The following is a 25,059-nucleotide window of genomic DNA, read 5'->3' as shown; positions in this document are numbered from 1 at the left end:
CCCAGGCATATGTTTTTTATTCGGAGAAAATATGACCAAAGCACTGGAGATTCAGGGCCTGCGCAAAACCTATGAGGGTGGCGTTGAAGCGCTCAGGAGCATTGATCTGGATGTGGAAGCAGGGGACTTCTATGCCCTGCTGGGCCCGAACGGTGCCGGCAAGTCTACTACCATCGGCATTATTTCTTCCCTGGTAAACAAGAGCAGCGGCACCGTACGGGTGTTTGGCTACAATATTGACACCGAGCTGGAGCAGGCCAAATCCTGCATTGGCCTGGTGCCCCAGGAATTCAATTTTAACCAGTTTGAAAAGGTCCGGCAGATTGTGGTTAATCAGGCGGGTCTTTACGGGGTGGAGCGTAAGGAAGCCCTGATCCGGTCGGAGCGTTACCTCAAGCAGCTTGATCTGTGGGACAAGCGTGACTTGCCGGCGCGCACCTTGTCCGGCGGTATGAAACGCCGGCTGATGATCGCCCGGGCGTTGATGCACCAACCCAAGTTGCTGATCCTGGATGAGCCGACGGCCGGGGTGGATATCGAAATACGCCGGGCCATGTGGGACTTTCTCAAGGAAATCAATGCAGAAGGCATTACCATTATTCTGACCACCCATTACCTGGAAGAAGCCGAGATGCTGTGCCGGAACATTGGCATCATCGATAAGGGGCGGCTGGTGGAAAACACCAGCATGAAAGGTCTTCTGGGCAAGCTCAATGTGGAAACCTTTATTCTCGACCTGTCCACCGACAGCCGTGAGCCCTTTTTGTCGGGGTTTAACTGGCAGATGGTGGACAACCACACCCTGGAGGTGGAAGTGAAAAAAGAGCAGGGGCTGAACGGTGTGTTTGCCCAGCTTAATGAGCAGGGGGTCCGGGTACTGAGCATGCGCAACAAGGCTAACCGGCTGGAAGAATTGTTTGTAACACTGGTGGAGCAGGGGAGAAAAGCGTGAAAACCAGACAATATTACATCGCCTTTAAAAGCATACTGCACCGGGAAATCGTGCGTTTTACCCGTATCTGGGTACAGACCCTGGTGCCGCCGGCCATTACCATGACCCTGTATTTTGTGATCTTTGGCAACCTGATCGGCGAACGTATCGGGGAGATGGGCGGCTATTCCTACATGGCCTTCATTGTCCCGGGTCTGATTATGATGTCGGTGATCACCAACTCCTATTCCAACGTGGCCTCATCATTTTTCAGCAGTAAGTTTCAGCGCAATGTGGAAGAGCTGCTGGTCGCACCGGTACCGACTTATGTGATCATCGCCGGCTATATTGGTGGTGGTGTGGTCCGGGGTCTGCTGGTCGGGCTGATCGTCAGCCTGGTATCGCTGTTTTTCGTCGATATGCAAATAAGCCACTTGTTCAGCGTGATGTTCACCGTGTTCCTCACCGCCGTGCTGTTTTCCCTGGCCGGTCTGCTGAACGCCATTTTTGCCCGTACCTTTGACGATATCAGCATTATTCCCACCTTTGTGCTGACCCCGCTCACCTACCTTGGCGGCGTGTTTTATTCCATTGAGCTGCTGCCCGGCTTCTGGCAGGGGGTGTCCCACGCCAACCCGGTACTGTATATGGTGAACGCCTTCCGCTATGGCTTCCTCGGCATTACCGATGTGCCGCTGACCGTTGCCTACGGTATTATTCTGGGCTTTATCGCTGCTTTTTATGGCGCGGCATGGTACCTGATCCACACCGGCCGCGGCCTGCGGCACTGAGCCGCTCGTGTCTGTAATGCTGTCGCATTCGGAGCTGATTGGTAGCATGCAGGCAACGCTGATGTTGCCGAAGCAGCAGTGGGGATTGCCGTAGCCGACCATAAAATGCCATGGCCGAAAAGTTGCTCCTGCATTTTCGGCATTTCCGCCATCCCTGGCGGTCAGATGCATTTTCGAGCGTCACATGGGGCGAGCTTGCTCGCCGTGACGAAGTAAAAATGCCTGAACGAACATTAAATATGTTCGCAGCAGGCTTTTTTGATGAGTGGCATTCATCGAAGCATGTCGGCGGGGCGCAACCGCACTGATGCTTCGTTGCACTACTTTTCCGGTTCGTTTAAGCAAAAAGACAGCCATCTGGCTGCCTTTTTTGTTTTCTGCGTTGAAAACCGGCGATCAGGCCAGTTGCAGCGGAATGTTTTTGCTGGTGCGGACGATGTTGTTGCCGGCGTCCAGATAGACCAGGTTCGGGTCGTAGGACTCAATCTGCTGCTCGCTCATGGGGGCGTAGGCACAGATGATGATGCGATCGCCCACGGCGGCCTTGCGGGCGGCGGCACCGTTCAGGGAGATCATTTTTGAGCCACGCTCGCCGGAAATGGCGTAGGTGTGAAAACGCTCGCCGTTCTCGATGTTGTAAATATCGATTTGCTCGTATTCGCGAATGTTGACCGCATCCAGCAGATCCTGGTCGATGGCGCAGGAGCCTTCGTAGTTGAGCTCGGCGTGAGTTACCCGGGCCTGATGCAGTTTTCCCCTGAGCATAATGCGTTGCATATCCATGTTTAGCTTGTCTCCTTAGTTACCGCCCCGGAGGCGCAAGTAGAGTAGTATCAGCCGAGCTGAACTACCTGATTGTCTATTAGTCTGGCCTTGCCCAGAAAGGCGGCCATCAGGATCACTGCTGCGCGGCTGTCGCCGGTCAGTGGGGTCAGGGTGCCGGCATCCACTATGTCGATGCCGTCGGTGCGAAAGCCTGCGTTGTTGAGACGTTCACGGCCGTCAGCCACCAGTTGTGCCAGGTTGCGTTCACCGGCGGCCATACGTTCTGCCAGCCAGCCCATGGTCGCAGCCAGTTCCGGTGCCAGCGCCCGCTCGGCACCGGTCAGATAACCGTTGCGCGAGCTCAGCGCCAGGCCATCACCGGCGCGCACCGTGGGCACGCCGACGATGTCTACCGGCAGGTTCAGATCCGCGGTCATTTTGCGGATCAGCGCCAGCTGCTGGTAGTCCTTTTCGCCGAAGCAGGCCAGATCGGGCTGCACCAGGTTGAACAGCTTGCACACGACCGTGCTGACGCCGTCGAAGTGACCCGGGCGCAGGGCACCTTCCAGCACCTCGGACACACCGGGCACGCTGACCCGTGTTTGCTGCTGCTGGCCGTTGGGATACATCAGCGCCGGGGTGGGAGTGAACACCAGCTCAGCCAGTTCACCCAGGTGAGCACAGTCCTGCTCCAGGGTTCGCGGATAGGCATCCAGATCCGCTGCCCGGTCAAACTGCAACGGGTTGACGAAAATGCTCACTACGACCCGGTCGGCCTGCTCACGGGCCCGGCGTACCAGCTCAAGGTGGCCGTCATGCAGGTTGCCCATGGTGGGCACAAAGCCAATGCGCAGACCGGCACGACGCCAGTCGGTAATGATGGCTCTCAGCTGTTCAATGGTACTGACCAGGTGCATGGATGTTCCTCAGTTAAAGCTGTGCTCGGGGCCGGGAAAACGGCCTGCGGCCACCTCGGCCACGTAGGTCTCGATAGCTGCCTTGACGTTGCCGCTATTGGCCAGAAAGTTCTTGGTAAACCGGGGTACATAACCGGAGGTCAGCCCCAGGGCGTCCTGCATCACCAGTACCTGACCATCGGTATCAGCACCAGCCCCGATGCCAATCACCGGAATGGAGAGCATGCGGCTGATATCGGCGGCGAGCGGGCTGGGTACGCACTCCAGCACCAGCAGCTGAATGCCGGCGGCTTCCAGCGCCCTGGCGTGATGCTTAATCTGCTCGGCCTGATCGGCTTCGCGGCCCTGCAACTTGAAGCCGCCAAACACATGTACTGACTGGGGGGTCAACCCCAGATGGCCGCATACCGGTACGCCCTGGCGGGTGAGCTGAGTGACGGTCTCGGCCAGCCAGTCGCCGCCTTCGAGTTTCACCATGTGGGCACCGGAGCGAACCAGGGCGGCAGCATTGGCACAGGCCTGCTCGGGCGAGCTATAGCTCATGAACGGCATATCGGCGACGATGAACGCCTTGTCACTGCCATTGGCTACGCAACGGGTATGGTAGGCCATGTCGTCCACGGTCACGCCCAGTGTGCTGTTCTCGCCCTGCAGCACCATGCCGAGGGAATCGCCAATCAGAATGGCATGTACCCCGGCCTGTTCAAACAGGGTGGCAAAAGTGGCGTCGTAAGCGGTGATCATGGCGATCTTTTCTCCGGCCTGTTTCATAGCCTGCAGCCGGGCGGTAGTGATTTTGCTCATGTTGGTTTCCTGTTACTGCTCGGACAGTGGCGTCATGCCGTTAAGCGGGCACTGTTGCAACAGGGAGGAAAGGCTGGTGCCGCAGGGCAGAACCAGGCCAGGGGCCAGATCTGCCAGCGGGTAGAGTACGAATTCCCTTTGCTTCATGCCGTAGTGGGGTACGGTCAGACGTTCATCATCGATGTGCTGCTCGCCATAGAGCAGCAGGTCGAGATCGAGCGCCCGGGGACCCCAGCGTTCATCCTTGCGCACCCGGCCTTCACGTTGCTCGATGTCCTGCAGGGCGTCGAGCAGCGAATGCGGGGTCAGCGGGGTGTTAAATACCGATACGCCGTTAACGTAATCCGGCTGATCTGCCGGGCCCATGGGCTTGCTGCTGTACAGTCTTGAATGGCGCAGGCTGTTCGGTTCAGCCAGTGCCGCCAAGGCCTGCTGGGCGGCCTGAATACGTGCCAGAGGCTGATTCAGGTTGGCACCCAGGGCAACGAAAACGGTAGTCACGACTCTTTTCTCCGGCGCGGCCGGCGACGGGGGCGCTTGCGTGGTTTGCGTTCGCCACGTTCATTCTCGCCATCCTGCCCTTGCCGGGCGTTGCGGCTCAGCGGCTGGCGCTCCACCGGGTTGGCCTGTTGGAACTCGGTCCACCATTCGGCCAGTTCTCTCAGGCGTGGATCCAGCTCGGCCCGCAGCAGCAGGAAGTCGTAGCCGGCGCGGAACTTGGGATGCTCCAGCAAACGGAAGGGACGTTTGCCGGCACGCTTGGTGAGCCGGTCCTGCAATTGCCAGATATCGCGTACAACGGTGCTGAATCGGCGCGGAATGGCCACGCTTTTCACCTGATGGCCAATCACTTCGTCGGCGGCCAGCATAAAGGCATCGTGGTAACCCAGGCCGCCCTCGTTAACGAATTCCTGAGTGCGGGTTTCCACCGGCCCCCATAGCAGGGCGGCATAGAGGAAGGCGGGGGTCACCCGCAGATCCTGGGCGATGCGCTCGTCGGTATTGGCCAGGGCCAGCTCAATAAAGCGGCCGTAGCGGTTGTTGCCCCGGCCCATGACCTCGGCGGCTTCCGGGAACAGCGGCGCAAACAGATTGTAGTGCTGCAACTGGCGGTAAGTTTCCACACCCTGGCCGGCCAGCAGCAATTTGAGGGTTTCCTCAAACAGCCGGGCCGGGGGAATATCGGCCAGCAGTGGCGCCAGCTCCTTGATCGGGGCCTCGGTGCGTGGGCTGATCGACAGTCCCAGCTTGGCGGAAAAACGTACCGCCCGCAGCATGCGTACCGGATCTTCCCGGTAGCGGGTTTGCGGATCGCCAATCAGCTCCAGCCGACGGGCTTCCAGATCCTGCAGGCCGCCGGCAAAGCCGAGCACGGTGAAGTCGGCGATGTTGTAGTAAAGGGCATTCACGGTGAAATCGCGGCGTTCGGCATCTTCTTCAATAGTGCCGTAGACGTTATCGCGCAGCAGCATGCCTTCCTTGGAGCGGGAGGACACATGCTTGCTGGTGTTCACGCTGTGGTGATGGCCGCGGAAGGTGGCGACTTCAATCACATCACGGCCAAACAGCACGTGAGCCAGGCGAAAGCGACGGCCCACCAGCCGGCAATTGCTGAACAGCCCCTTGACCTGCTCGGGCGTGGCATTGGTGGCCACGTCAAAGTCCTTGGGCTGGCGCCCCAGCAGCAGGTCGCGTACGCCACCGCCCACCAGGTAGGCTTCATAGCCTCCCTTGTTCAGGCGATAGAGCACCTTGAGGGCGTTTTCGCTGATTTGTCGGCGCGAAATACCGTGCTGGTCGCGCGTCAGTACCACGGGTTGCAAGGGCAACGCCTCCTGTTGTCGGGTCAGCAGCTTTTTACAAAAGCCGGCAATCTGGGAAAAAATAGGACACCTCGCAAGGGTCGGGGTTGAAAAATCGGCGCACTATGATAGCGCAGGGCGCTGAAAATGCGAACTGTCGGCGTAATTCAGCGCGATTTGTGGCCCGGGAGGGACCTTGTTTAAATGCCAGTTGGGCACTGCCCAGCTCAGCAGCTCCTCTGCACCAGCACCAAACAGCTGGGAAGGTGGTTGCTGGCCGAGAAAGCTCAGGGCTTGCCACAGTGCATTCCCCGGCGTTTTTTTATCGAGCGCCGGTGCATGGTTCTGCTTGGACAGTTTATGGCCCTGAAACATGGCCAGCGGCAGGTGCAGCCAGCCGGGCTCGTGTGCCTTGAGCAGCCGGTAGAGGGCAATCTGGCGTGCCGTGGGCTCCAGCAGATCGGCACCGCGCACCACTTCGGTAATACCGGCATCCATATCGTCGATCACCACCGCAAGGTTATAGGCATAGAAACCATCGCGCCGGCGCACAATAAAATCTTCTTCCGCCAGGGCCGCGGCTACCTTTACCGTGCCTTGCAATCGATCTCGAAAACCATAAACCGGTGCGGTCATTTTCAGCCGCACGGCAGCATTGTGCGCCGGCAGGTTAAGCTCACGGCAATGGCCGGAATATAATCCGCCGGCGGCGGTGATTTGTTTGCGGGTACAGTGACAGTGATAGGTCAGCTCATCGGCGGCCCAGCTATCCAGTATTTCCTGATAGCGGTCATGACGCCGGCTTTGATACACCAGCTCGCCGTCCCAGTGCAGACCAAAGGCATCGAGAGTGCGCAGAATGTCATCGGCTGCGCCCGGCACTTCCCGGGGCGGATCCAGATCTTCAATGCGTACCAGCCATTGCCCCGACTGGCTGCGGGCTTGCAGATAACTGCCGAGCGCGGCAATCAGAGAGCCGAAATGAAGAGGACCGCTGGGAGAGGGAGCAAAGCGCCCTGTGTAGCGGTCGGGCGCAGTGTTATTCATGGATGTGCTAACCGGTCAGTAGCCGGCCATCTGCTTTTCCTTGATTTCGGCCAGGGTTTTGCAGTCGATGCACAAATCGGCTGTGGGGCGGGCTTCCAGACGACGAATGCCAATTTCCACGCCACAGTGCTCGCAAAAGCCAAAGTCGTCTTCTTCGATTTTCTGCAGAGTTTTTTCGATCTTTTTGATCAGTTTGCGCTCCCGGTCCCGGGCGCGCAGTTCAAGGGCGAACTCTTCTTCCTGGGCCGCACGGTCAACCGGATCCGGGAAGTTGGCAGCTTCGTCCTTCATATGGCCTACGGTACGATCCACTTCTTCGCGCAATTGATTGCGCCAGGCGCCCAGAATTTTGCGGAAGTGCGTTTTCTGCTCTTCGTTCATGTATTCTTCGTCGGGCGTGGCCTGGTAGGGCTCAACACCGGCAATAGCCAGAATACCGAGAGATTTTTTGGTTTCGACTGCTGGCATTCCGTATCTCCTAAAAAAGCAAATATTGCGCCAACCAAATTTGAGAAGCGGCTATCTATAGCAGAAAGCGCATTGGCAAAGCAATTTTACCGTGCTGTTTCTGCGAAAGTGGTCCTCTAACGGCATGCGCTGTTTGTGGAGAACCACCACCATTCCCAAAATCCTGACAAGTGTTTGGGTGACCCCAACAAGTGGGGGCGAGGGTGCCGCTTTTCAAGTCTGGAGCTTCAAGCATTGCTACGGTTACCATTCTGCATCATTCCACAACTATAGGTATTATTTTGCGTTTTTCCTTTCCTCTGCGCAGCGGGCGCTTGCTTGAACGCTATAAGCGCTTTCTGGCCGATATTGTTGTTGGGGAAGATAAGCTGACCCTGCATTGTCCCAATACCGGTCGTATGACCGGTTGTGCCGGCGCGGGCTGGGAGGTGTTTTACTCTACGTCCGACAACCCGAAGCGCAAGTATGCCCATACTTGGGAGCTCTGTCGCAATGACGAGGGTGACTTTATTTGTGTGAATACCGGCCGGGCCAATTTACTGGTGGCTGAGGCACTGGAGGCGCGGCGTATTCCGGCGCTGGCCGGTTATGAACGAATCAGTGCCGAGGTGCGCTATGGCAAAGAAAACAGTCGCATTGATTTTTTGCTGAGAGGTCAGGATCTTCCCGACTGTTATGTGGAAGTGAAAAGCGTGACCCTGCACGAAGGCGAAGGCAATGGTTTTTTCCCGGATACGCAAAGTGTGCGGGCACAAAAGCATGTGCGAGAGTTAATGGAGTGTGCACATGCCGGTCATCGGGCGGTGATGCTATTTTGTGTATTGCACACGGGGATTGAGCGGGTCAGTCCGGCGGAGCATCTGGATCCTAAATATGCCGCTCTGGTGCGCGAGGCGGTGGCCGCCGGAGTGGAGTGCCTGGCCTGGAAGGCGAGTATTTCTCCGCAAGACATGACCCTGACGGTGCCGGTGCCGGTGGAGCTATAAGTAAAACACCGGGCTGTTACTTTTGGCACGCAGCACGCACTCGCTCGGTGGCCTAATGCGGCAGCGTTGTTATTGCTCCTACCCTGAACTTGCCTTAAGCGGCCAGCGCTGCAGGCAGTGGTATACCGGGCCCTGGTCGGTCAGTTCAGAGCGATACAGACACAGGGTGTCAGGGCGGTACAGCAGCGGTCTGATGGCGGGCAGCACGTCGGTTTTGCAGTGGCGAAACAGTGTAATGTGCGGCCGGTAGGCCCGGTGAGGTTTGTTTGCACCCAGAGCACGGCATTTCAGCGCTATGGTACCGGCCAATGCCATCAGGGCCGCCGGTGGAGTATCCGGCCCCAGCCAGACCACACCGGCTTTGGAAAAGCAGCCCAGCCGGTTCAGTTGCAGTGTAAAGGCGGGCAGGGACATACGGTCTATCTGGGCCTGTAGTGAGCTTTGTTGTTTGGGACTGCACTGTCCGAGAAAGTGCAGCGTCAGATGCAGTTGCGCTGACGGAATACGCCGGCCAGAAAGGGCTAGTCGGCGCTGTAATATGGCCAGTTGCGGTGCCAGCTGGTGCGCAGGAAAGGCCAGAAATAAGCGGTTGTTCCCGTCTGCCATATTCACTCACTTGTGTTGGCTTGTAACGATCAATATCAAGCCGAACGTTGGTCTTTTTCTGCCAACGCGGCATGGCCTCTGTATTGCAATGCCTCGCTGGCTGGCAGTGGTCTGGCAAACAGAAAGCCCTGGCCATAGTCACAGCCGGTTTTTTTCAGAAACAGCATTTGCTGCTTGGTTTCTATGCCTTCGGCCACCACTTTCAGGTTCAGCTTGTGCACCATAGCCGTAATGGCCTCCACCATTTGCTGGTCCACGAGGCTGGTTTCCAGATCCATCACAAAAGAGCGGTCAATCTTCAGTGAGTTAAAGGGTAGCTGGCGCAGTTGTGACAGAGATGAATAGCCGGTGCCAAAATCATCGATGGACATGCGGATACCCAGTTGTTTTAGCCGCTGAATCAGGGACATGGCCAGTTCCACGTTTTCCATCAGCATGGATTCGGTGATTTCCAGCTCCAGTAAATGGGGCGGAATCTGAAGCCGGGTCAGAATGCTCTCTACCTTGCCGGCAAATGCTCGTTCACGCAGCTGGCAGATGCTCAGGTTGACGGCCACCGGCCTGACGTTTGTGCTGCTTTGAAGCTGCTGCCGGATAAATTCGCAGGCGGCTTCAATTACCCAGTAACCAATGGGTACTATCAGTCCGGTCAGCTCGGCGGTTTCAATAAAGCTGCCCGGGTTAAGTACTCCCCGTCCGGAGTGCTGCCAGCGCAGCAGGGCTTCAAACTTGACGTTGCTGCCATTGCTAAGCGATATAATGGGCTGAAACATCAGGAAAAACTCCTGATGGTGCAGTGCCTGCCGCAACTCCTCTTCCAGCTTCATGGAATGCAGTGCTTTTTGCTGCATCGTTTTGTTGTAAAAAGAAAGCTGGTTTTTACCGGCGCGTTTGGCGTTGTACATGGCCAGATCGGCGTTACGTAACAACTCGCTGCTGCTGCTGCCGTCATCGGGAGCAAGGGTAACGCCGATGCTGGCACTGATAATGGCTTCATACTGCCCCAGTGGTACCGGCTTACTGATGTTTTTAATGATTTTTTCCGCCACAATGCAGGCATGATCTGCACTTTTTATATTGAGCAGAACAATAGCGAATTCGTCTCCGCCGATCCGGCCGATGATATCGGCTTCTCTTACGGCTTCCTGCAGGCGCTGGGCTATGGTGCGCAACAGTCGGTCACCATCTTCATGACCGGTTGAATCATTAATGCGTTTGAAATCATCCAGATCCAGATACATCAAAGCCAGGCATTCATCTTCACGCTGGCTGTGAACAATGGCCTGCTCCAGCTTCTCGGTCAGAAAACGACGATTGGCCAGCCCCGTCAGCTCATCTTTGAAGGCCAGTTGTTCCAACTGGCTGGTCTGGCGTTTAACCAGTCCCCGCAGTCGCTCCGGTTCCTGCATAATGCGGTGTAACAGCAACGCCACAACCCCGGCAATCAGTAAGCTGATACCGATACCGGTGACAGCAGACAGTGTAAAGCTGACGGGCCGGCTGACAATTATGGTCCAGTTGCCATTGGGGACCCTGATATCATCAGACACCTGAAAGTCATGCAGTGGCTGGCCGGAACGTGCAAAAATATCAGTGTGACCGGTATCAGGATGCCGGCGTGACAGGGTGTAGGCATAGCCTTTTTGCTCAAGCTGCTCCAGCTCGGTAACGGCCAGCAGATCCTGCAGATGTATTAAGGCTGTAGTAAAGCCCCAGAAGTGGGACTGGCCGTTTCTTACCAGAAACACCGGATTGCGGCCTACCAGGCCCACACCTCCCTGAACCAGAGGAAACGGGCCGGCAAGGGTCAGCTTTTTGCTGTTTACTGCCTCTCTGGCTTCCTTTCTGCGGTCATCACTGAACAGCAGGTTATGGCCGATACCCGCTTCGTTGCCGGTGAGCGGATATACCTGACGGGTAATACCGTCCGGTGCCAGCTGCAACGCTGAGAGGCCGCCCAGGGTATCCATGACTTCCCTGGCAAACTTGTTGAAGTCGCGGAACTCACCGTCGCTGCGGCGTACTTCCTGGGCAAGAATGTAAGTGGACGACAAGGCCTGGTTCAGGCGTCGTTCAATGGCGTCTGCCTGTGCACTGACGACTTCTTCTACCAGTAACTGCTGTTCTTTGCGATCGGCGGTTATGCTCAGGTGGGTGTAATACAGCCCGGCCGTAAAAATGCAGATAAATGCCAGCAGGGCGTACAAGGTGCTGAGTCTGGATCTAAACATCGATGACTCTTGTCTGAATCGCCGGATTCCTTGGCGATAGGTGATAGTACATGGGCAACAAGCTCCATCTGGTTACCGAAAAGCCACTATACACAATCTTAAGCCGGTGTTGCGTTTGTGTGTTGTTTTGGCGCAACTTTCTGAAGTTTAAGTCATTTCATCTGCGTGGTTCTTTGGGTGCGCTTTTGGCACAATAACCGGGTTTTACGCCACCAGAGTAACGCCGTGGATCAGCTACCCATTACCGAAGTCTTACCTCAACTGCAACAGGCACTGGCGGCCAGCCAGGTGATTGTCGAGGCCCCGCCGGGGGCGGGTAAATCCACTTGGCTGCCGCTCTGGTTGCTGCAGCAGCCAGCCATTACCGGCCGGATCATCATGCTGGAGCCGCGGCGGCTGGCTGCCCGCTCCATTGCGCAATATCTGGCGGCTCAACTGGGAGAAAAGCCGGGGGAGACCGTTGGCTATCGAATGCGTGGTGAAAGCCGCTGTGGCCGGCAGACCCGGCTGGAGGTGGTGACCGAAGGGGTGCTGACCCGCATGTTGCAGACCGACCCTGAGCTGGACGGTGTGTCTTTGTTAATTTTTGATGAATTCCACGAGCGCAGCCTGCAGGCCGATCTGGCCCTTGCCTTCGCGCTGGAATGCCAGGCGCTGCGTGACGATCTTAAAATCATGGTGATGTCGGCTACTCTGGACGGACTGGAACTGAGCGCCTTGTTGCCCGAGGCTGAGCTGGTGGTCAGCCAGGGCCGCAGTTTTCCGGTCGATTTGGAATATCACCCTCGTAATCAGCACAGCGCGCTGGAGGAAAGCCTGGGACGTGCCGTGCTGGACGCACTCCATCGGGAACCCGGCAGTTTGCTGGCATTTTTGCCCGGGGAGCGGGAAATTCACCGGGCGGCAGACTGGCTGAAAGGACGTTTATCCGATGAGGTTGAACTCAGGCCTCTTTATGGTCGCCTTGAACTGGCGGAACAACAGGCGGCCATTGCCCCTGCTCCGGATGGCCGGCGCAAAGTGGTGCTGGCGACCAATGTTGCCGAAACCTCCCTGACGATTGAAGGTATCCGCATGGTGGTGGATGCCGGGCTGGAACGCCGGGCCCGTTTTGATCCTGAAACAGGCCTGACCCAGTTGCAAAGCCGGCTGATCGGTCAGGCCTCGGCGACGCAACGTGCCGGCCGGGCCGGACGGATGCAGCCCGGTACCTGCATCCGTCTGTGGAGCAGGGAGCAACAGGAGCGGCTGGCACCGCGCCGGCCGGCAGAAATAGAACAAAGCGATTTGGCCGGTTTTGTCCTGGAATGTGCCGCCTGGGGCGCTGAGCCTGAACAGCTGCCACTGCTGACGACACCACCGGCACCGCTGCTGGCAGCCGCCCGTGCACAGCTTGAGGCGCTGGCGTTGTTGTCCGGAAACCAACTCACGGCGCTGGGACGCCGGGTCTGGCAACTGGGCTGTGAGCCCTGGCTGGGGCAGCTGTTACTGACCGCACTGGCATGGCAGCAACAGGGTCATGACGGTGCCTTGGCAGATGGTGCCTGGCTGCTGGCGCTGCTGGAAGAAGGCCGAACCGGTGATGCTCCGTTATCGGGTCAGCTGCTGGCGGCCAAAGGCCGGCTCAGGGCGTCTGCCCGGCGCTGGTTTGAACGGGTCAAGCAACCGGTGGCGGAGCCATCGGGAACGTTTGTAGGGCCGCTGCTGGCCAATGCCAGGCCCGGCTGGGTCGGTCAGTTACGTCAGGGGCAGCGTTACAGTCTGGCCGGTGGGCAGAGTGCGGATTTGCCTGAAGGCAGCCCGCTGACCGGCAAGGGGATGCTGGCGGTGGCGGCCCTGGGCCGGAATGGGCGGGGGGTGTTTGTGCAGGCCGCCGAACCGGTCAGCCAGGAGCAGCTACAGCGTTTTGTACCGGAACGGTTCAGTGAGCTCGAACATCTGGAGTGGGACGACAACGCCAGCCGGGTGCGGGCCGAACGCCATTGGTGCTTCGGGAGTCTGGTGCTCAGGCGTACGCCACTGGACTCGGTCAGTCCTGCGCAGAAAGCGCAATGTTTACTGCAGGAAGTGCAGAAACGGGGGTGGCCGGCCCTGCCTCTGGATGAAAAGGCGCAGCAGATATGGTTACGCATGAAGCTGGCCGGACAAAAACTGGCCGATAAAGGTTTTGCCGAATGCGATGAAGCCTGCTGGCTGGCAGAAGCGGCACACTGGCTGACCCCGCATTTACACGGCCTTGGCCGCTGGAGCGAGCTGGCCAGGCTCGACTGGGGGGCGATTTTGCTGAGTCGGCTGGACTGGCCACAACGGCAATTGCTGGATACCCTGCTACCCGGCTATCTTGAACTGGCTACCGGTACCAAAGCCGCGATTCGCTACCGGGAAGAACAAGATCCGGTGCTGCCGGTGAAACTGCAGGAAATGTTCGGACAACCCGGCTCGCCATTGCTGGCCGAAGGCAGGGTACCGTTATTGCTTGAGCTGCTGTCGCCGGCGCGCAGGCCGCTGCAGCTGACCCGGGATCTGGCTGCCTTCTGGGCCGGCTCCTATCAGGATGTGAAAAAGGAAATGCGCGGACGCTATCCCAAACACCCGTGGCCCGATGATCCCGCTAATACGGCGCCGACCCGGCACACCAAAAAATATATGAAACACTGATTATGGCAAAAAAGACAACCCGCAAGACCCGAAAAAAGCCGCTGAAAAAGCAACGCCGTTTTGGCTGGGGACTGGTGCTCAAACTGGCCCTGGTCGGTACGGTCTTAATGGGCGTGTTCGGTATTTATCTGGACAGCCAGGTTCGCGCCCGTTTTGAAGGGCAAAAATGGTCACTGCCGGCACTGGTTTACAGCCGGCCGCTGGAGCTGTTTCCGGGGCAGAAACTGTCTCATGCGCAGATGCTCCGCGAGCTGCAGATGCTCAACTACCGTAAGGTAGCGAGTCCTTCCCGGCCCGGTGAATACTCTGTCAGTCGCAACCGGATTGAAATTCATCGCCGGCCCTTCAACTTTTCTGATGGTGCTGAGCAGGCGCGTACCTTGCTGCTGAGTTTTGAGGGCCAGCGCCTGAGCCGGATGCAAAATCCTGGCAATGGCCGGGAGCTTGGCTATGCCCGCATGGATCCGGTACTACTTGACCGGCTGAATGTGGATGAGCGGGAAGATCGGCTGCTGGTGCGTCTGGAGCAGGTGCCCGAGCTGTTGGTACAGGCGCTGCTCACCGTAGAAGACAGAGACTTCTACCAGCACGATGGCGTTTCGCCGCTGGCCATCCTGAGAGCCCTGGTGGTTAACATCAAGGCCGGGCGTACCGTGCAGGGCGGCAGCACTCTGACCCAGCAGCTGGCCAAGAACTTTTTCCTCAGCCAGGACCGCAGTTTGTGGCGTAAGGTGCAGGAAGCCTATATGGCCTTGATCATTGATTTTCGCTATGACAAGGATGAAATTCTTGAAGCCTACCTGAATGAAGTCTACCTGGGTCAGAATGGCAGCAAGGGTGTTTATGGTTTTGGTCTGGCCAGTTATTTCTACTTCGGTCTGCCCATCAATGAGCTGAACCCGGATCAAATGGCGCTGCTGGTGGCACTGGTGAAGGGGCCGTCTTTTTATGATCCCTGGCGTAACAGTGAGCGAGCCCGGGAACGGCGGGATCTGGTATTACGTTTGCTGGCCAACGAGGGGCATATTGATCGCCAGGTGTATGAGCAGTCTAGTGGCCGGGATCTGGGGCTGATTGAACGGGGGCGTATGGGCTATGGCCGTACCCCGGCTTTTATGGGACTGCTGAAAGATGAACTGAATACCCGCTTTGGCACCGGTTTTCTGAACCAGAATGGCCTGCGTATTTTCACCAGCCTGGATCCCATTGCCCAGCATACCGCCGAGCAGGCGGTGGCAGAGCAGATAAAGCAGTTACGCGGCCGTACCAAGCGTGATGATCTGGAAGCTGCCATGGTGGTATCCAACTGGCGCAAGGGTGAAGTGAGTGCCGTGGTAGGCGGGTCAGATCCGGCGTTTGCCGGTTTTAACCGTGCGTTGTCGGCTCGTCGCCAGATTGGTTCGCTGATCAAGCCCCCGGTCTATGCGCTGGGGCTGGAACACGGTTTCCGGCTGTCCAGTCCACTGAAAGACGAACCGGTCGCTCTGCGCAGTGAAGGGGGGCAGGTATGGCGTCCGAAGAACTACGATCGTCAGTATCGCGGTACCGTGCTGCTGGTGGATGCGCTGGCCAAGTCTTTGAATGTGCCTACGGTTAATCTGGGTATGTCGGTGGGCCTGGATAATATTGTGGCGGGTCTTAAGCGCATGGGGGTGGAGCAGCCGATTCCCCCTTATCCGTCCATGCTGCTGGGCACCCTGGAGCTGACGCCTCTGGAAGTAAACCAGCTGTATCTGACCCTGGCCAATCAGGGACTGTATCAGCCATTAACCTCCATTCGTGCGATTCAGGACGAAGCAGGCGAGCTGATTTACCAGCATACTGCCAAGGCCAGCCAGGTGATGGATCCTGAAGCCGGTTATCTGGCTCTTTATGGGATGACCCGGGTAGTGGGGGGCGGCACTGCTGCTCATCTGGCGGCACGTTTCCCCAACCGGGTGATGGCGGGGAAAACTGGCTCGACCAACGATTTACGTGATGCCTGGTTTGCCGGACTGGATAACGAAGAGCTGGTTACTGCCTGGGTTGGGCGGGACGATAATGGCGTCACCGGTCTGACCGGTGCCAGTGGTGCCCTGCGTATTTACAGCCGCTATCTGGACGGCCGTGGCGTTGACTCGCTGGAGCTGAAAGCGCCGGCGGGAATTGATCGGGTGAACTTTGCTCTCAGTGATGGCCAGCCGGCGGATCCTCGTTGTGAACAGACCCGGTTGCTGCCAGCCCGCACCAGTGGCTTGCCACCCATTCGCGGCTGTCAGCCTCAGCCCTCGGTCCCCGAGCTGCCAAGCGGTGAGCAGGTGGGAGACTGGCTGAGGGATATTTTTAACTTCGCCCGCTGAAATCCAAGGGGAGCCGGTGGCTCCCCTTTCCTTTAGCCCGGGACTTTTTCAAACAGGTGAAAGCAGCTGTCTCCGTATATGCTGAATAAAGAGACAGAGGAGATCACCATGTTTGCTTTTCATCATGTAACCCTGAATGTCCGTAATCTGGATGCGGCGGAAGGATTCTATAAAGGGCTTGGGTTTGAGCCTGATTACCGGTGGCAGGATGAGCAGGGTGAGCTTCAGATATGTCATTTGCGCCTCGGGCAGGCACGTCTGGAATTATACTGTTTTCGTCCGGTAGAAGAGCCGGAACTGGTGGCCTTACCTCCCTGGGCACAGGGGCACCGGCTTGGGCTGAGACATTTTGCGCTGCAGGTGGAAGATCTGGACGATGCCCTGAGCAGCCTGCATGGTGCCGGTCTGCTGGCGGACAAACCCACTCCGGTGCCGGGGCAGATCTGTGCACGTTATGTATTTATCATGGATCCGGACGGCAACAGCGTAGAGCTGCTGGAAACGCCACTGGTGCAGATCCAGCGGCCGGAATAAGCAGGGCAAGGCGTCTGCCTTGCCCTTAGTCACTTATCCCTTGAGAGCGGCAAAGGCCTTGTCGGCGGCGGTCAGGGTGTCGGCAATTTCCTGTTCACCATGGGCCAGGGACATAAAGCCCGCTTCAAAAGCGCTGGGAGAAAGATAGACCCCCTGATCCAGCATCAGATGGAAAAACCGTTTGAAAGCGTCCAGATCGCAACGGGTGACCTGCTCGTAGCTGCTGATGTTTTTTTCCTCGGTAAAGAAGAAACCAAACATGGCACCTACCCGGTTGGTAGTAAAGGCGATGCCGTGCTTGTCGGCAGCGGCCTGCAGGCCTTCAGTCAGCTCCCGGGTTTTCTGTTCCAAAGCTTCATACACGCCGGCTTCGCTAATGGCGTTGAGCGAGGCAAGGCCCGCGGCCATGGCCACCGGGTTACCGGACAGGGTGCCGGCCTGATAGACGGGGCCGGTGGGGGCCAGGTGCTCCATCACATCACGACGGCCGCCAAAGGCACCGACCGGCATGCCGCCGCCGATGATTTTGCCCAGGGTGGTGAGATCGGGTTTAATGCCAAAGCGCTGCTGGGCTCCACCCAGTGCAGCGCGGAAGCCGCACATGACTTCATCAAAGATCAGCAGGGCACCGAACTCGTCACAAATGCTGCGCAGGCCTTCAAGGAAACCGGCGACGGGCGGAATACAGTTCATGTTGCCGGCGACCGGCTCCACGATAATACAGGCGATCTCTTCCGGGGCGGATTCAAACGCGGCGCGCACCGAGTCCAGATCGTTAAAGGTGCAGGTCAGGGTGTGTTTGGCAAAATCGGCAGGCACGCCCGGTGAGTTGGGCTGGCCCAGCGTCAGGGCACCGGAGCCGGCTTTAACCAGCAGACAGTCGGCGTGGCCGTGGTAGCAGCCTTCAAACTTCAGGATTTTGTCACGACCGGTAAAACCGCGGGCCAGACGGATGGCGCTCATGGTTGCTTCTGTGCCGGAATTAACCATGCGCACCTGCTCCATGGATGGCACCATCTGGGAAACTTTTTCGGCCATGGTCACTTCTACCCCGGTAGGGGCACCAAAGCTCAGGCCGCGGGATACGGCTTCTATGACGGCGTCTTTTACGACATCGGCATTATGACCCAGGATCATCGGGCCCCAGGAGCCGACGTAATCGATGTAGCTGTTGCCGTCGACATCATACATGCGGGCACCATCCGCCCGCTCGATGAAGCGGGGAGTGCCGCCCACGCCGCTGAAAGCGCGAACCGGCGAGTTAACACCACCGGGAATAAAACGGCGGGCCTGGTTAAAGAGTTCTTCAGACTTGGACATGCACAAAATCCTTGGTGTTTATGAGCGAGGGGCCACCTTGCTGGCGGCCGGTGTGGGCCCGACTATATCAAAATCTGCACAGACCGAGAATTGGCCTGAGTCGCACAATACTTGAACTGTTTGGTCGGGTATCGGATAATTTTGCCGACAACGATTTATAAAGAGGTAGTGATGAACGAAGCAGCTCCCTTGCCGATCCAGATGAGCGATTCGGCAGCCAACAAGGTTAAAGCTCTGATCGCCGAAGAAGAGAACCCCGATCTCAAGCTGCGGGTTTATATTACCGGCGGCGGCTGCTCCGGTTTTCAGTACGGCTTTACTTTTGACGAGAAAAGTAACGACGGCGACACTGTGATCGAAAAAAACGGCATCATCATGGTGGTCGATGCCATGAGCCTGCAATATCTGGTGGGCGGTACCGTTGATTATGTGGAAGGACTGGAAGGCTCACGCTTTCTGGTGACCAACCCCAATGCCACCAGCACTTGCGGCTGTGGTTCTTCCTTCAGCATCTGAGGCGGTTTATGTCCCTGTTTGACTGGCTGGGCGGCGGTGCCAGCAAGGCTGCCGAAGCGGCCCCGGCGGTAGCAAGCCCTGACAAGCTGGCGCTGTACCGGAAAGAGTGGTGCCCTTATTGTCAGCGGATAACGGCAGTGGTTGATGAACTGGGTCTGGAGCTGACCGAGTATGACACTAATGACCCGGAGCATCTGCAGACACTGATAGCCGGTGGGGGGCAGCGTATGGTGCCCTGTCTGCGTATTGAGCAGAATAACGGCGACTTTTTCTGGCTGTATGAATCGGCCGATATTGCTGCCTACCTGCGTCTGCATTTCGGCAAGGACTCATGAGCGGGTTTGTACTGCACGAACGGCTGGCTGCCGACTGCGTGGTACTGGGTGAGCTGCCGTTAAGCTGCGTGCTGCTGGCCAAAGATGGCCGTTACCCCTGGTTTATACTGGTGCCAAAGCGCGCAGATGTTTGCGAAATTCACCATCTGGGCGCAGCCGAACAGCAGCAATTAATGCGTGAGTCCTGTGCTCTGGCCGGATTGATGGAAGAATGTCTTTTACCCGATAAACTCAATGTGGCTGCACTCGGCAACATGGTGCCCCAGCTTCATTTGCACCATATTGCCCGTTTCGTCTCAGACGATGCCTGGCCGGGACCAGTCTGGGGACGGTTTGATGCCTTGTCTTATAACAACGTTGACGGCGAAGTCGCTCGCTGGCGTGAGCGGCTGGCAAGGTTACCGGACTTTGTGTCTGCCGAATAAAAAACGGCCCGCCAGTGCGGGCCGTTTTTGTCAGTTTTTAGCGAGCATCACTTTCCCCACCCGGCTCAGCTGCGCCAGTAGCTTATCGGCTTTGGGAGTGAAGCGGGCCAGTTCGGCGGCAGGAAGTTTCGCGGCCTGGGGTAATTTCACCGTTTTCGGATCCTTGTGCACGCCATTGACCAGAAACTCGTAATGCAGGTGCGGGCCAGTGACCCGGCCGGTAGCTCCCAAGGTACCAATTTGCTGTTCCTGTTTTACTCTCTGTCCCTTCTTCACCATGCGTTTGTTCAGATGCAGATATTTGGTGACATAGGTGCTGTCATGGCGAATAACCACGTAATTGCCGTTAAAGCGGTTATAGCCTGATTCGGTGACGACGCCGCTGCCTGCCGCCATAATGGGGGTGCCGGTACGAGCCGCATAATCGATGCCACGGTGCGGGCGTATCTGGCCGGTGACCGGATGAAGGCGGCGCGGATTAAAATTGGAACTGATGTGGGTAAAGTTCACCGGGGCCCGCAAAAAGCTTTTGCGCATGGCCCTGCCTTCCGGTGAATAGTAGTTACCGTCTTCATGGCGTACTGCGCGGTAGACCCGGCCCTGATTGACAAATTCTGCGGCCAGTATATCGCCGGTGTCTACCCGCAGGCCGTCTTTGTATTGCTCTTCAAACAGCACCGTAAAATAGTCTCCGGCGCGAATATCGAGGGCAAAATCCAGATCCCAGGCAAACATGCCGGCCAGGCTCATAATCTGGTTGGCACTGAGTCCGGCAGTGACCCCGGCATTCCAGAAGCTGGAGCTGACCTTGCCTTGAGTAAATTTATTGCGGCTTTCCAGGCTGGCGCTGTGGATGCGGCTTTTCAGCCCCTGAGCATCCTGAGTGATCTCGAGCGTCCGGGCAGTATCAAGGGGGTAAAGCAAGGAGGTAAATTCATCATTCCGGTTAAATCGGAACGTCAGTTTATCGCCGGGGTGTAGCGAGCGTAGCGGTCGGGCTTCTTTCAGGCGGCTGATATCGTGCAGCAAGGCAGAGGGCAGGCCCTGCCGTGAAAAGATCACAGACAAGGCATCACCGGATTTAACCTGCACCACTCGTTCTCGGATATGAGGGCTGCTGTCGGTAAAAGGAATGTTTTTTACGTCCAGCTCAAGGGGACGCCTTTCTCCGGCCACGGCAAACGGAGTGGCATCGCTGTCCATGCGGCTGGCGACGGCTTGTTCGCCGGGCAACAGCGATAGCAACACCATGCCGGTGCCCAGGGCGGAAATGGCGATACGATGACGACGCGGTAATTTTGTCAGTAGTTTGATAACTGGCATGTTTGGCTCTTCCCTGATAACTGACAAAAATTCTACAGCCTTTCCAATTTCTTCGCCATTCCAGTAGTATGGCGTGTTTCTTAATTTAATTGTCTGACCCTTTTATGTGCCCCGGCAAAGCGCAGGGGGAGCATTCGGACTTGCCGAACAGGAGTGAAGTTGTCATGTCCCAGCTGGAAGCGGCGCTGGCGGAAATCAAGCGCGGTGCCGAAGAGATACTGGTTGAAGAAGAGCTGATTGCAAAGCTGAAGGAAGGCCGCCCGCTACGGGTCAAACTGGGCATGGATCCCACCGCTCCCGATATTCATCTGGGGCATACTGTGATTCTTAACAAGCTGCGTCAGTTTCAGGACCTGGGCCACGATGTACTGCTGCTGATTGGTGATTTTACCGCTCAGGTGGGAGATCCGTCCGGTAAGAACAGCACACGTCCGCCGCTTACCCCCGAGCAGGTGGCCGAAAACGCGAAAACCTACGCCGAGCAGGCGTTTAAAGTGCTTGACCCGGCCAGAACCGAGATCGTCTATAACTCCAGCTGGCTGGGCGAGCTGGGTGCCACTGGCATGATCCGTCTGGCTTCAAAACTGACCGTGGCGCGTATGCTGGAACGGGATGACTTTAAAAAGCGTTATGCCGGTGGCCAGTCCATTGCCATTCATGAATTCATGTACCCGTTGCTGCAGGGTTATGACTCCGTCGCGTTGAAGGCAGATGTAGAGCTGGGGGGGACCGATCAGAAGTTTAATCTGCTGATGGGCCGCGAGCTGCAAAAAGATGCCGGAATGTCACCTCAGGTGGTACTGACCATGCCACTGTTGGAAGGTCTGGACGGTATCAAGAAGATGTCCAAGTCTGCCGGCAATTACATTGGAGTGGACGAAGCACCGAGCGAAATGTTCGGTAAAATCATGTCGCTGTCCGATACCCTGATGTGGCGCTACTTTGAATTACTGTCCCGCCGCAGCCTGGACGAACTGGCTGCGCTGAAACAACAGGTGACCGGTGGTGCCAATCCGCGGGACATCAAGATCCTGCTGGCCAAGGAAATTATTACCCGTTATCACAATGAAGCGGCGGCGGAGCAGGCCCATGAAGACTTCGTGCAGCGCTTTCAGAAAAATGCCATTCCGGATGACTTACCGGAAGTAACGCTGAACGCCGGTGCCGACGGTATTGGCATTGCCAACCTGCTGAAGGACGCGGGTCTGGTTGCTTCTACCTCCGAGGCGCTGCGTATGATCAAGCAGGGTGCGGTCAAGGTAGACGGTGATAAGCTGGAAGACGGCAAGCTGCAGGTGCAACCCGGCCAGGCGGTATACCAGGTCGGTAAGCGCAAGTTCGCCAAGGTAACCGTGGCCTGACACTGACGCTTAAATCAATAAAAGGGCAGCTCAATGGAGGCTGCCCTTTTTTGTTGACGAAGCTTAGTCCGTATTGGGTTGGTGTTCACGGGCCAGCTCCAGTAACCGGCACAGAGTGGCAATCCCACCCGGAGTTCGTGGGCTGAAGCGGTGCAAGGTATCAACGTCAATGGTGAACAGTTGCTTCTGGCTGACGGCGGTGAGGGCGGGCCAGGCCTGCCAGCGCTGCATGGCTTGCGGACTTTCTGCCAGTATTACCTCGGGATCCTGAGCCAGTACGAATTCCGGATCGATTTGTGGATAGGGTGTCGGGCTGTTTGCGGTGATGCTGTCGCCGCCGCAAAGGGCAACGGCCTGACCCATCCAGGTGTGCTGGCTGGCGGACATCAGCGGCATGTCGCTTAACTGGTAAAACACCTTGACCGGTGCCGTGTCCCGATAGCGCTGGCGCAGGGCATGAAGCGTGCGGTTGTAGTGCTCGGCCACTTGCTGGGCCTGCTGCTGGTTTCCGGTCAGCCGGCCAAAACGGAGCAATTCGTCACCAAAATCTTCCAGTCGCTTGGGTTCAGAATATTCCACTCGAATACCTAGCTGTACCAGCGGTGCCACCTGCAGTGACTGAGCACTTTGCCAGGCCACCACGAGATCGGGTTTTAATGCCAGAATCCGTTCCAGGTTGAGGGAACGGTAATTGGCGATTTTGGGAAGTTCGGTGGCGGCTTCGGGATAATCACTGGCCTCGTCTACCCCTACTACCTGATCGCCGGCACCGATAGCAAACAGGATCTCGGTAATATGGGGAGCTAGACTGATAATACGGCTGGCTTCAGCATGTGCCAGCCCCGGCAATAACAGCAGACACAGCAGCAATTTAGGCATAGAGCAAAGGTACCAGAGTCAGCATCCAGGCCAGTGATAACCAGAACAGTAAAGCCAGGCTAAGACGCAGTACCAGAGCGCGGGTCTGACCAGACAGGATAGAGCTGCTCCCGCCCAGTTTGGGATAATATTCGGTTGTCTGGGTATACCGGCGGGGGCCTCCCAGGCCGGCGTCGACACCAGCGGCTGCCATGGCCAGTAGTCGGCCTGCAGCCGGAAAGGCCCACAATTGCCCCTTGGACCAGGCCCGCAGGGCACGGCGTGACCCGGGGTAAAGCAACAGGGTCAGGGCCAGCAAGTGGTAGGGCAGCCAGGCCATGGCCCGGTACAGCACCGAGGGCATGCTGCCAAAGGTGCGCCAGTCGCTTAGTTTGCTTGACCAGGCCTGTACCGCCAGTCGTAACAGGACAAATACCAGGGCGGTATAAATACCGCCTGCCAGATACCAGCATGCCAGAGCAAAATCAGCGCTCAGTCGTAGCACCGCCACTTCTGCTACCGTTTTGCGCAGGCCCAGCTCTGACAGGGCTTCGGTCTGACGCAAACACAAGGGGGCCAGTGTCAGCCGGGCCAGTTCACGCTGCTCGGCAATTTGTGTCAGACACAGAGGCAGGCGGCGGCTGAGCCGGCCTGCATCAAAACAGCCCCATAACAGCAAGACGTCAAGCAGTGCCGGCCAGGGTGCCAGCTCCGTCAGTGCCCACCAGGCTGCCAGCAAGGGCAGCAGAATCACCAGCAGCAAACCGGCGCCTGCCACCCGCAGGTAGCCCTGAGCATAACCAGGTTTGTTCAGTCGCCGTCCCAGCCGGGTGAGGCCAGTGGTGAGCAGCGACTGTAGCTTGTCGGCAGGTTGCAGCAGGCTCAGCAGCAGTGCCAGTGTCAGCAGGCTTAGAGGATGCTCAAGCAGAAAGGTCATAAGGTTAGCCGGGCAGGCGCTGGATCATGGTTTTGACCATGGCCGAAGAATGACGGGCAGCCACTTCCAGAAAGGCTTCAAAGGACTCGGCCTGTTCCTTGCCGGCGATGTCCGACAGTGCGCGCACCACCACAAAGGGTACCTTGAACTGGTGGCATACCTGGGCGATGGCACCGGCTTCCATTTCGCAGGCTTTCATGGCCGGAAACTCGGTCACGGCTTTTTTAAGCTGATCTTCCCGGTGCATAAACTGATCGCCGGTGCAGATCAGGCCTACGGCGGAGTTGATATTTTCCTGGCCGGTGAGGCATTCCCGGGCCAGCTCGATCAGGGCGGGATCAGCGGTAAAAGCCGGCGGTTGCTGGGCCATCTGACCCATTTCGTAGCCAAAGGCGGTAACGTCCACGTCGTGAAAGCGCACTTCGCTGGATACCACCACATCACCCACGTGCAGGGCTGGGTCGAAGCCGCCGGCGGAGCCGGTGTTGATCACGCATTTGGGGTTGAAACGCTCCAGCAGCAGGGTGGTGGCAATACTGGCGGCGACTTTGCCGATGCCGGAGCGGGTGATTACCACGTCCTTGCCGGCCAGGTTGCCCTGGTAGAATTCGCATCCGCCGACTGTGGTGGTGGTGGCATTTTCCAGTTGTGCGCGTAGCTCGGCCACTTCCTGCTCCATGGCCCCGATAATTCCGATAGTCATAACACTGATCCCCGCAAAAATGATGGCTGCAAGTGTAACACCATCAAATAAAAAGGCCGATTGCACTGCACTTAAAATCGTTTGTTGGGTGTGGGTTTGTGGGTTGCGAAGCATCAGTGCGGTTGCACTCCGCCGACACGCTTCAAGCCCCTTCCATGGCGCGCTCGAAAGTGCATCTGACCGCCAGGGATGGCGGAAATGTCGAAAATGCAGGAGCAACTTTTTCGGCCATGGCACTTTATGGTCGGCTACGGCAATCCCCACTGCTGCTTCGTGCAGCACCTACGCTGTCTGTATGCTCCAATCAGCTCCAAGCGTGCTTGAGGAGAATGCGGGGTATCTGCTTCACGACCGATCAAATGCCAAGGATGGCATGTGCCGAGCGTTACAGGGAGGTACTTG

General features: G+C 57.5%; 24 protein-coding genes. 10 read left to right on the top strand and 14 right to left on the bottom strand.

Features of this window, described 5'->3' with window-relative positions; translation table 11 throughout:
- The first annotated feature begins 31 nt into the window (after positions 1–31).
- Positions 32–952 carry an ABC transporter ATP-binding protein gene (locus B6S09_RS16660; RefSeq protein ID WP_094279624.1) on the top strand — a complete coding sequence of 307 codons (921 nt, stop codon included), beginning with the start codon at positions 32–34 and terminating at the stop codon, positions 950–952.
- The gene (locus B6S09_RS16655; RefSeq protein WP_094279623.1) at positions 949–1,722 is read left to right on the top strand and encodes an ABC transporter permease; all 774 of its coding nucleotides are present in this window, start codon (positions 949–951) and stop codon (positions 1,720–1,722) included. The genes B6S09_RS16660 and B6S09_RS16655 overlap by 4 nt, the downstream gene beginning before the upstream one ends.
- 396 nt (positions 1,723–2,118) lie before the next feature.
- On the opposite strand, the gene panD is transcribed toward B6S09_RS16655, so the two are convergent.
- Genes panD through dksA form a run of 7 tightly spaced genes read right to left on the bottom strand, consistent with a single transcriptional unit; the run spans position 2,119 to position 7,525 of the window.
- Positions 2,119–2,505, bottom strand: coding sequence for an aspartate 1-decarboxylase (panD, locus tag B6S09_RS16650; RefSeq protein WP_279586679.1), 387 nt, complete (start codon positions 2,503–2,505; stop codon positions 2,119–2,121).
- Between the two features lie 50 nt (positions 2,506–2,555).
- Positions 2,556–3,404, bottom strand: coding sequence for a pantoate--beta-alanine ligase (panC, locus tag B6S09_RS16645; protein ID WP_094279622.1), 849 nt, complete (start codon positions 3,402–3,404; stop codon positions 2,556–2,558).
- Between the two features lie 9 nt (positions 3,405–3,413).
- On the bottom strand, positions 3,414–4,208 hold the full coding sequence (gene panB, locus B6S09_RS16640) for a 3-methyl-2-oxobutanoate hydroxymethyltransferase (protein ID WP_094279621.1): 795 nt from the start codon (positions 4,206–4,208) through the stop codon (positions 3,414–3,416).
- Positions 4,209–4,220: 12 nt separating this feature from the next.
- Positions 4,221–4,709 (bottom strand): 2-amino-4-hydroxy-6-hydroxymethyldihydropteridine diphosphokinase, encoded by a 489-nt coding sequence (folK, locus tag B6S09_RS16635; RefSeq protein ID WP_094279620.1) that lies wholly within the window; start codon positions 4,707–4,709, stop codon positions 4,221–4,223.
- On the bottom strand, positions 4,706–6,082 hold the full coding sequence (gene pcnB, locus B6S09_RS16630; protein WP_424991653.1) for a polynucleotide adenylyltransferase PcnB: 1,377 nt from the start codon (positions 6,080–6,082) through the stop codon (positions 4,706–4,708). Before pcnB ends, folK begins: the two co-directional genes overlap by 4 nt.
- 51 nt (positions 6,083–6,133) lie before the next feature.
- Positions 6,134–7,057, bottom strand: a complete 924-nt coding sequence (gluQRS, locus tag B6S09_RS16625) for a tRNA glutamyl-Q(34) synthetase GluQRS (RefSeq protein ID WP_094279618.1) — start codon at positions 7,055–7,057, stop codon at positions 6,134–6,136.
- Between the two features lie 15 nt (positions 7,058–7,072).
- Entirely contained in the window at positions 7,073–7,525 is a 453-nt protein-coding gene (gene dksA, locus B6S09_RS16620) for an RNA polymerase-binding protein DksA (RefSeq protein ID WP_094279617.1), read from the bottom strand.
- A 281-nt stretch (positions 7,526–7,806) separates the two neighbouring features.
- Between dksA and sfsA the strand changes: the two genes are divergently transcribed.
- Positions 7,807–8,511: a DNA/RNA nuclease SfsA gene (gene sfsA, locus B6S09_RS16615; RefSeq protein ID WP_094279616.1), complete on the top strand. Its 705-nt coding sequence runs from the start codon at positions 7,807–7,809 to the stop codon at positions 8,509–8,511.
- A gap of 78 nt (positions 8,512–8,589) precedes the next feature.
- Here the strand turns inward: sfsA and thpR are convergent, their stop codons facing one another.
- The gene (gene thpR, locus B6S09_RS16610) at positions 8,590–9,117 is read right to left on the bottom strand and encodes an RNA 2',3'-cyclic phosphodiesterase (protein WP_094279615.1); all 528 of its coding nucleotides are present in this window, start codon (positions 9,115–9,117) and stop codon (positions 8,590–8,592) included.
- A gap of 35 nt (positions 9,118–9,152) precedes the next feature.
- Entirely contained in the window at positions 9,153–11,348 is a 2,196-nt protein-coding gene (locus B6S09_RS16605; protein WP_094279614.1) for a bifunctional diguanylate cyclase/phosphodiesterase, read from the bottom strand.
- A gap of 225 nt (positions 11,349–11,573) precedes the next feature.
- On the opposite strand from B6S09_RS16605, the gene hrpB reads away from it, so the two are divergent.
- From hrpB to B6S09_RS16590, 3 genes are all read left to right on the top strand, one after another.
- Positions 11,574–14,006 (top strand): ATP-dependent helicase HrpB, encoded by a 2,433-nt coding sequence (hrpB, locus tag B6S09_RS16600; protein WP_094279613.1) that lies wholly within the window; start codon positions 11,574–11,576, stop codon positions 14,004–14,006.
- 2 nt (positions 14,007–14,008) lie between these two features.
- Positions 14,009–16,345 (top strand): penicillin-binding protein 1B, encoded by a 2,337-nt coding sequence (gene mrcB / locus B6S09_RS16595; protein WP_094279612.1) that lies wholly within the window; start codon positions 14,009–14,011, stop codon positions 16,343–16,345.
- Between the two features lie 108 nt (positions 16,346–16,453).
- A complete protein-coding gene (locus tag B6S09_RS16590) occupies positions 16,454–16,879 on the top strand; it encodes a VOC family protein (protein WP_094279641.1) in 426 nt (141 codons plus the stop codon).
- A 33-nt stretch (positions 16,880–16,912) separates the two neighbouring features.
- Here B6S09_RS16590 and hemL read toward each other — a convergent pair whose 3' ends face one another.
- The gene (gene hemL, locus B6S09_RS16585) at positions 16,913–18,199 is read right to left on the bottom strand and encodes a glutamate-1-semialdehyde 2,1-aminomutase (protein WP_094279611.1); all 1,287 of its coding nucleotides are present in this window, start codon (positions 18,197–18,199) and stop codon (positions 16,913–16,915) included.
- A 171-nt stretch (positions 18,200–18,370) separates the two neighbouring features.
- Between hemL and erpA the strand changes: the two genes are divergently transcribed.
- Genes erpA through B6S09_RS16570 form a run of 3 tightly spaced genes read left to right on the top strand, consistent with a single transcriptional unit; the run spans position 18,371 to position 19,475 of the window.
- Positions 18,371–18,715, top strand: a complete 345-nt coding sequence (gene erpA, locus B6S09_RS16580; protein ID WP_094279610.1) for an iron-sulfur cluster insertion protein ErpA — start codon at positions 18,371–18,373, stop codon at positions 18,713–18,715.
- Positions 18,716–18,723: 8 nt separating this feature from the next.
- Entirely contained in the window at positions 18,724–19,050 is a 327-nt protein-coding gene (locus B6S09_RS16575; protein ID WP_094279609.1) for a glutaredoxin family protein, read from the top strand.
- Positions 19,047–19,475 carry an HIT domain-containing protein gene (locus B6S09_RS16570; RefSeq protein ID WP_094279608.1) on the top strand — a complete coding sequence of 143 codons (429 nt, stop codon included), beginning with the start codon at positions 19,047–19,049 and terminating at the stop codon, positions 19,473–19,475. The genes B6S09_RS16575 and B6S09_RS16570 overlap by 4 nt, the downstream gene beginning before the upstream one ends.
- 30 nt (positions 19,476–19,505) lie before the next feature.
- Here B6S09_RS16570 and B6S09_RS16565 read toward each other — a convergent pair whose 3' ends face one another.
- Positions 19,506–20,798 (bottom strand): peptidoglycan DD-metalloendopeptidase family protein, encoded by a 1,293-nt coding sequence (locus B6S09_RS16565; RefSeq protein WP_094279607.1) that lies wholly within the window; start codon positions 20,796–20,798, stop codon positions 19,506–19,508.
- 164 nt (positions 20,799–20,962) lie between these two features.
- Between B6S09_RS16565 and tyrS the strand changes: the two genes are divergently transcribed.
- On the top strand, positions 20,963–22,159 hold the full coding sequence (gene tyrS, locus B6S09_RS16560; RefSeq protein ID WP_094279606.1) for a tyrosine--tRNA ligase: 1,197 nt from the start codon (positions 20,963–20,965) through the stop codon (positions 22,157–22,159).
- A gap of 63 nt (positions 22,160–22,222) precedes the next feature.
- Here the strand turns inward: tyrS and B6S09_RS16555 are convergent, their stop codons facing one another.
- From B6S09_RS16555 to mtnN, 3 genes are read right to left on the bottom strand one after another with little or no spacing between them, the layout of a single operon-like run.
- Positions 22,223–23,038, bottom strand: coding sequence for a cobalamin-binding protein (locus B6S09_RS16555; RefSeq protein ID WP_094279605.1), 816 nt, complete (start codon positions 23,036–23,038; stop codon positions 22,223–22,225).
- Complete coding sequence (locus tag B6S09_RS16550) at positions 23,031–23,954, bottom strand: cobalamin biosynthesis protein (protein WP_094279604.1); 924 nt, start codon at positions 23,952–23,954, stop codon at positions 23,031–23,033. The genes B6S09_RS16555 and B6S09_RS16550 overlap by 8 nt, the downstream gene beginning before the upstream one ends.
- A 4-nt stretch (positions 23,955–23,958) precedes the next feature.
- Positions 23,959–24,657, bottom strand: coding sequence for a 5'-methylthioadenosine/S-adenosylhomocysteine nucleosidase (mtnN, locus tag B6S09_RS16545; protein WP_094279640.1), 699 nt, complete (start codon positions 24,655–24,657; stop codon positions 23,959–23,961).
- Between the last annotated feature and the right edge of the window lie 402 nt (positions 24,658–25,059).

It is taken from the genome of Oceanimonas baumannii (genome assembly GCF_002245495.1).
Classification (GTDB): domain Bacteria; phylum Pseudomonadota; class Gammaproteobacteria; order Enterobacterales; family Aeromonadaceae; genus Oceanimonas; species Oceanimonas baumannii.
Note: the sequence above shows the minus strand (reverse complement) of the source record. Positions and strands in the feature narration are given on the sequence as shown.

Bases quoted from the DNA above. Each gene is read 5' to 3' on its own strand.
- erpA (WP_094279610.1), top strand. From the start codon at position 18,371: ATGAACGAAGCAGCTCCCTTGCCGATCCAGATGAGCGATTCGGCAGCC.
- B6S09_RS16590 (WP_094279641.1), top strand. From the start codon at position 16,454: ATGTTTGCTTTTCATCATGTAACCCTGAATGTCCGTAATCTGGATGCG.
- B6S09_RS16575 (WP_094279609.1), top strand. From the start codon at position 18,724: ATGTCCCTGTTTGACTGGCTGGGCGGCGGTGCCAGCAAGGCTGCCGAA.
- B6S09_RS16570 (WP_094279608.1), top strand. From the start codon at position 19,047: ATGAGCGGGTTTGTACTGCACGAACGGCTGGCTGCCGACTGCGTGGTA.
- tyrS (WP_094279606.1), top strand. From the start codon at position 20,963: ATGTCCCAGCTGGAAGCGGCGCTGGCGGAAATCAAGCGCGGTGCCGAA.
- B6S09_RS16565 (WP_094279607.1), bottom strand. From the start codon at position 20,798: ATGCCAGTTATCAAACTACTGACAAAATTACCGCGTCGTCATCGTATC.
- panB (WP_094279621.1), bottom strand. From the start codon at position 4,208: ATGAGCAAAATCACTACCGCCCGGCTGCAGGCTATGAAACAGGCCGGA.
- B6S09_RS16660 (WP_094279624.1), top strand. From the start codon at position 32: ATGACCAAAGCACTGGAGATTCAGGGCCTGCGCAAAACCTATGAGGGT.
- panC (WP_094279622.1), bottom strand. From the start codon at position 3,404: ATGCACCTGGTCAGTACCATTGAACAGCTGAGAGCCATCATTACCGAC.
- B6S09_RS16605 (WP_094279614.1), bottom strand. From the start codon at position 11,348: ATGTTTAGATCCAGACTCAGCACCTTGTACGCCCTGCTGGCATTTATC.
- B6S09_RS16555 (WP_094279605.1), bottom strand. From the start codon at position 23,038: ATGCCTAAATTGCTGCTGTGTCTGCTGTTATTGCCGGGGCTGGCACAT.
- B6S09_RS16550 (WP_094279604.1), bottom strand. From the start codon at position 23,954: ATGACCTTTCTGCTTGAGCATCCTCTAAGCCTGCTGACACTGGCACTG.
- gluQRS (WP_094279618.1), bottom strand. From the start codon at position 7,057: ATGAATAACACTGCGCCCGACCGCTACACAGGGCGCTTTGCTCCCTCT.
- mtnN (WP_094279640.1), bottom strand. From the start codon at position 24,657: ATGACTATCGGAATTATCGGGGCCATGGAGCAGGAAGTGGCCGAGCTA.
- hemL (WP_094279611.1), bottom strand. From the start codon at position 18,199: ATGTCCAAGTCTGAAGAACTCTTTAACCAGGCCCGCCGTTTTATTCCC.
- thpR (WP_094279615.1), bottom strand. From the start codon at position 9,117: ATGGCAGACGGGAACAACCGCTTATTTCTGGCCTTTCCTGCGCACCAG.
- panD (WP_279586679.1), bottom strand. From the start codon at position 2,505: ATGGATATGCAACGCATTATGCTCAGGGGAAAACTGCATCAGGCCCGG.
- mrcB (WP_094279612.1), top strand. From the start codon at position 14,009: ATGGCAAAAAAGACAACCCGCAAGACCCGAAAAAAGCCGCTGAAAAAG.
- dksA (WP_094279617.1), bottom strand. From the start codon at position 7,525: ATGCCAGCAGTCGAAACCAAAAAATCTCTCGGTATTCTGGCTATTGCC.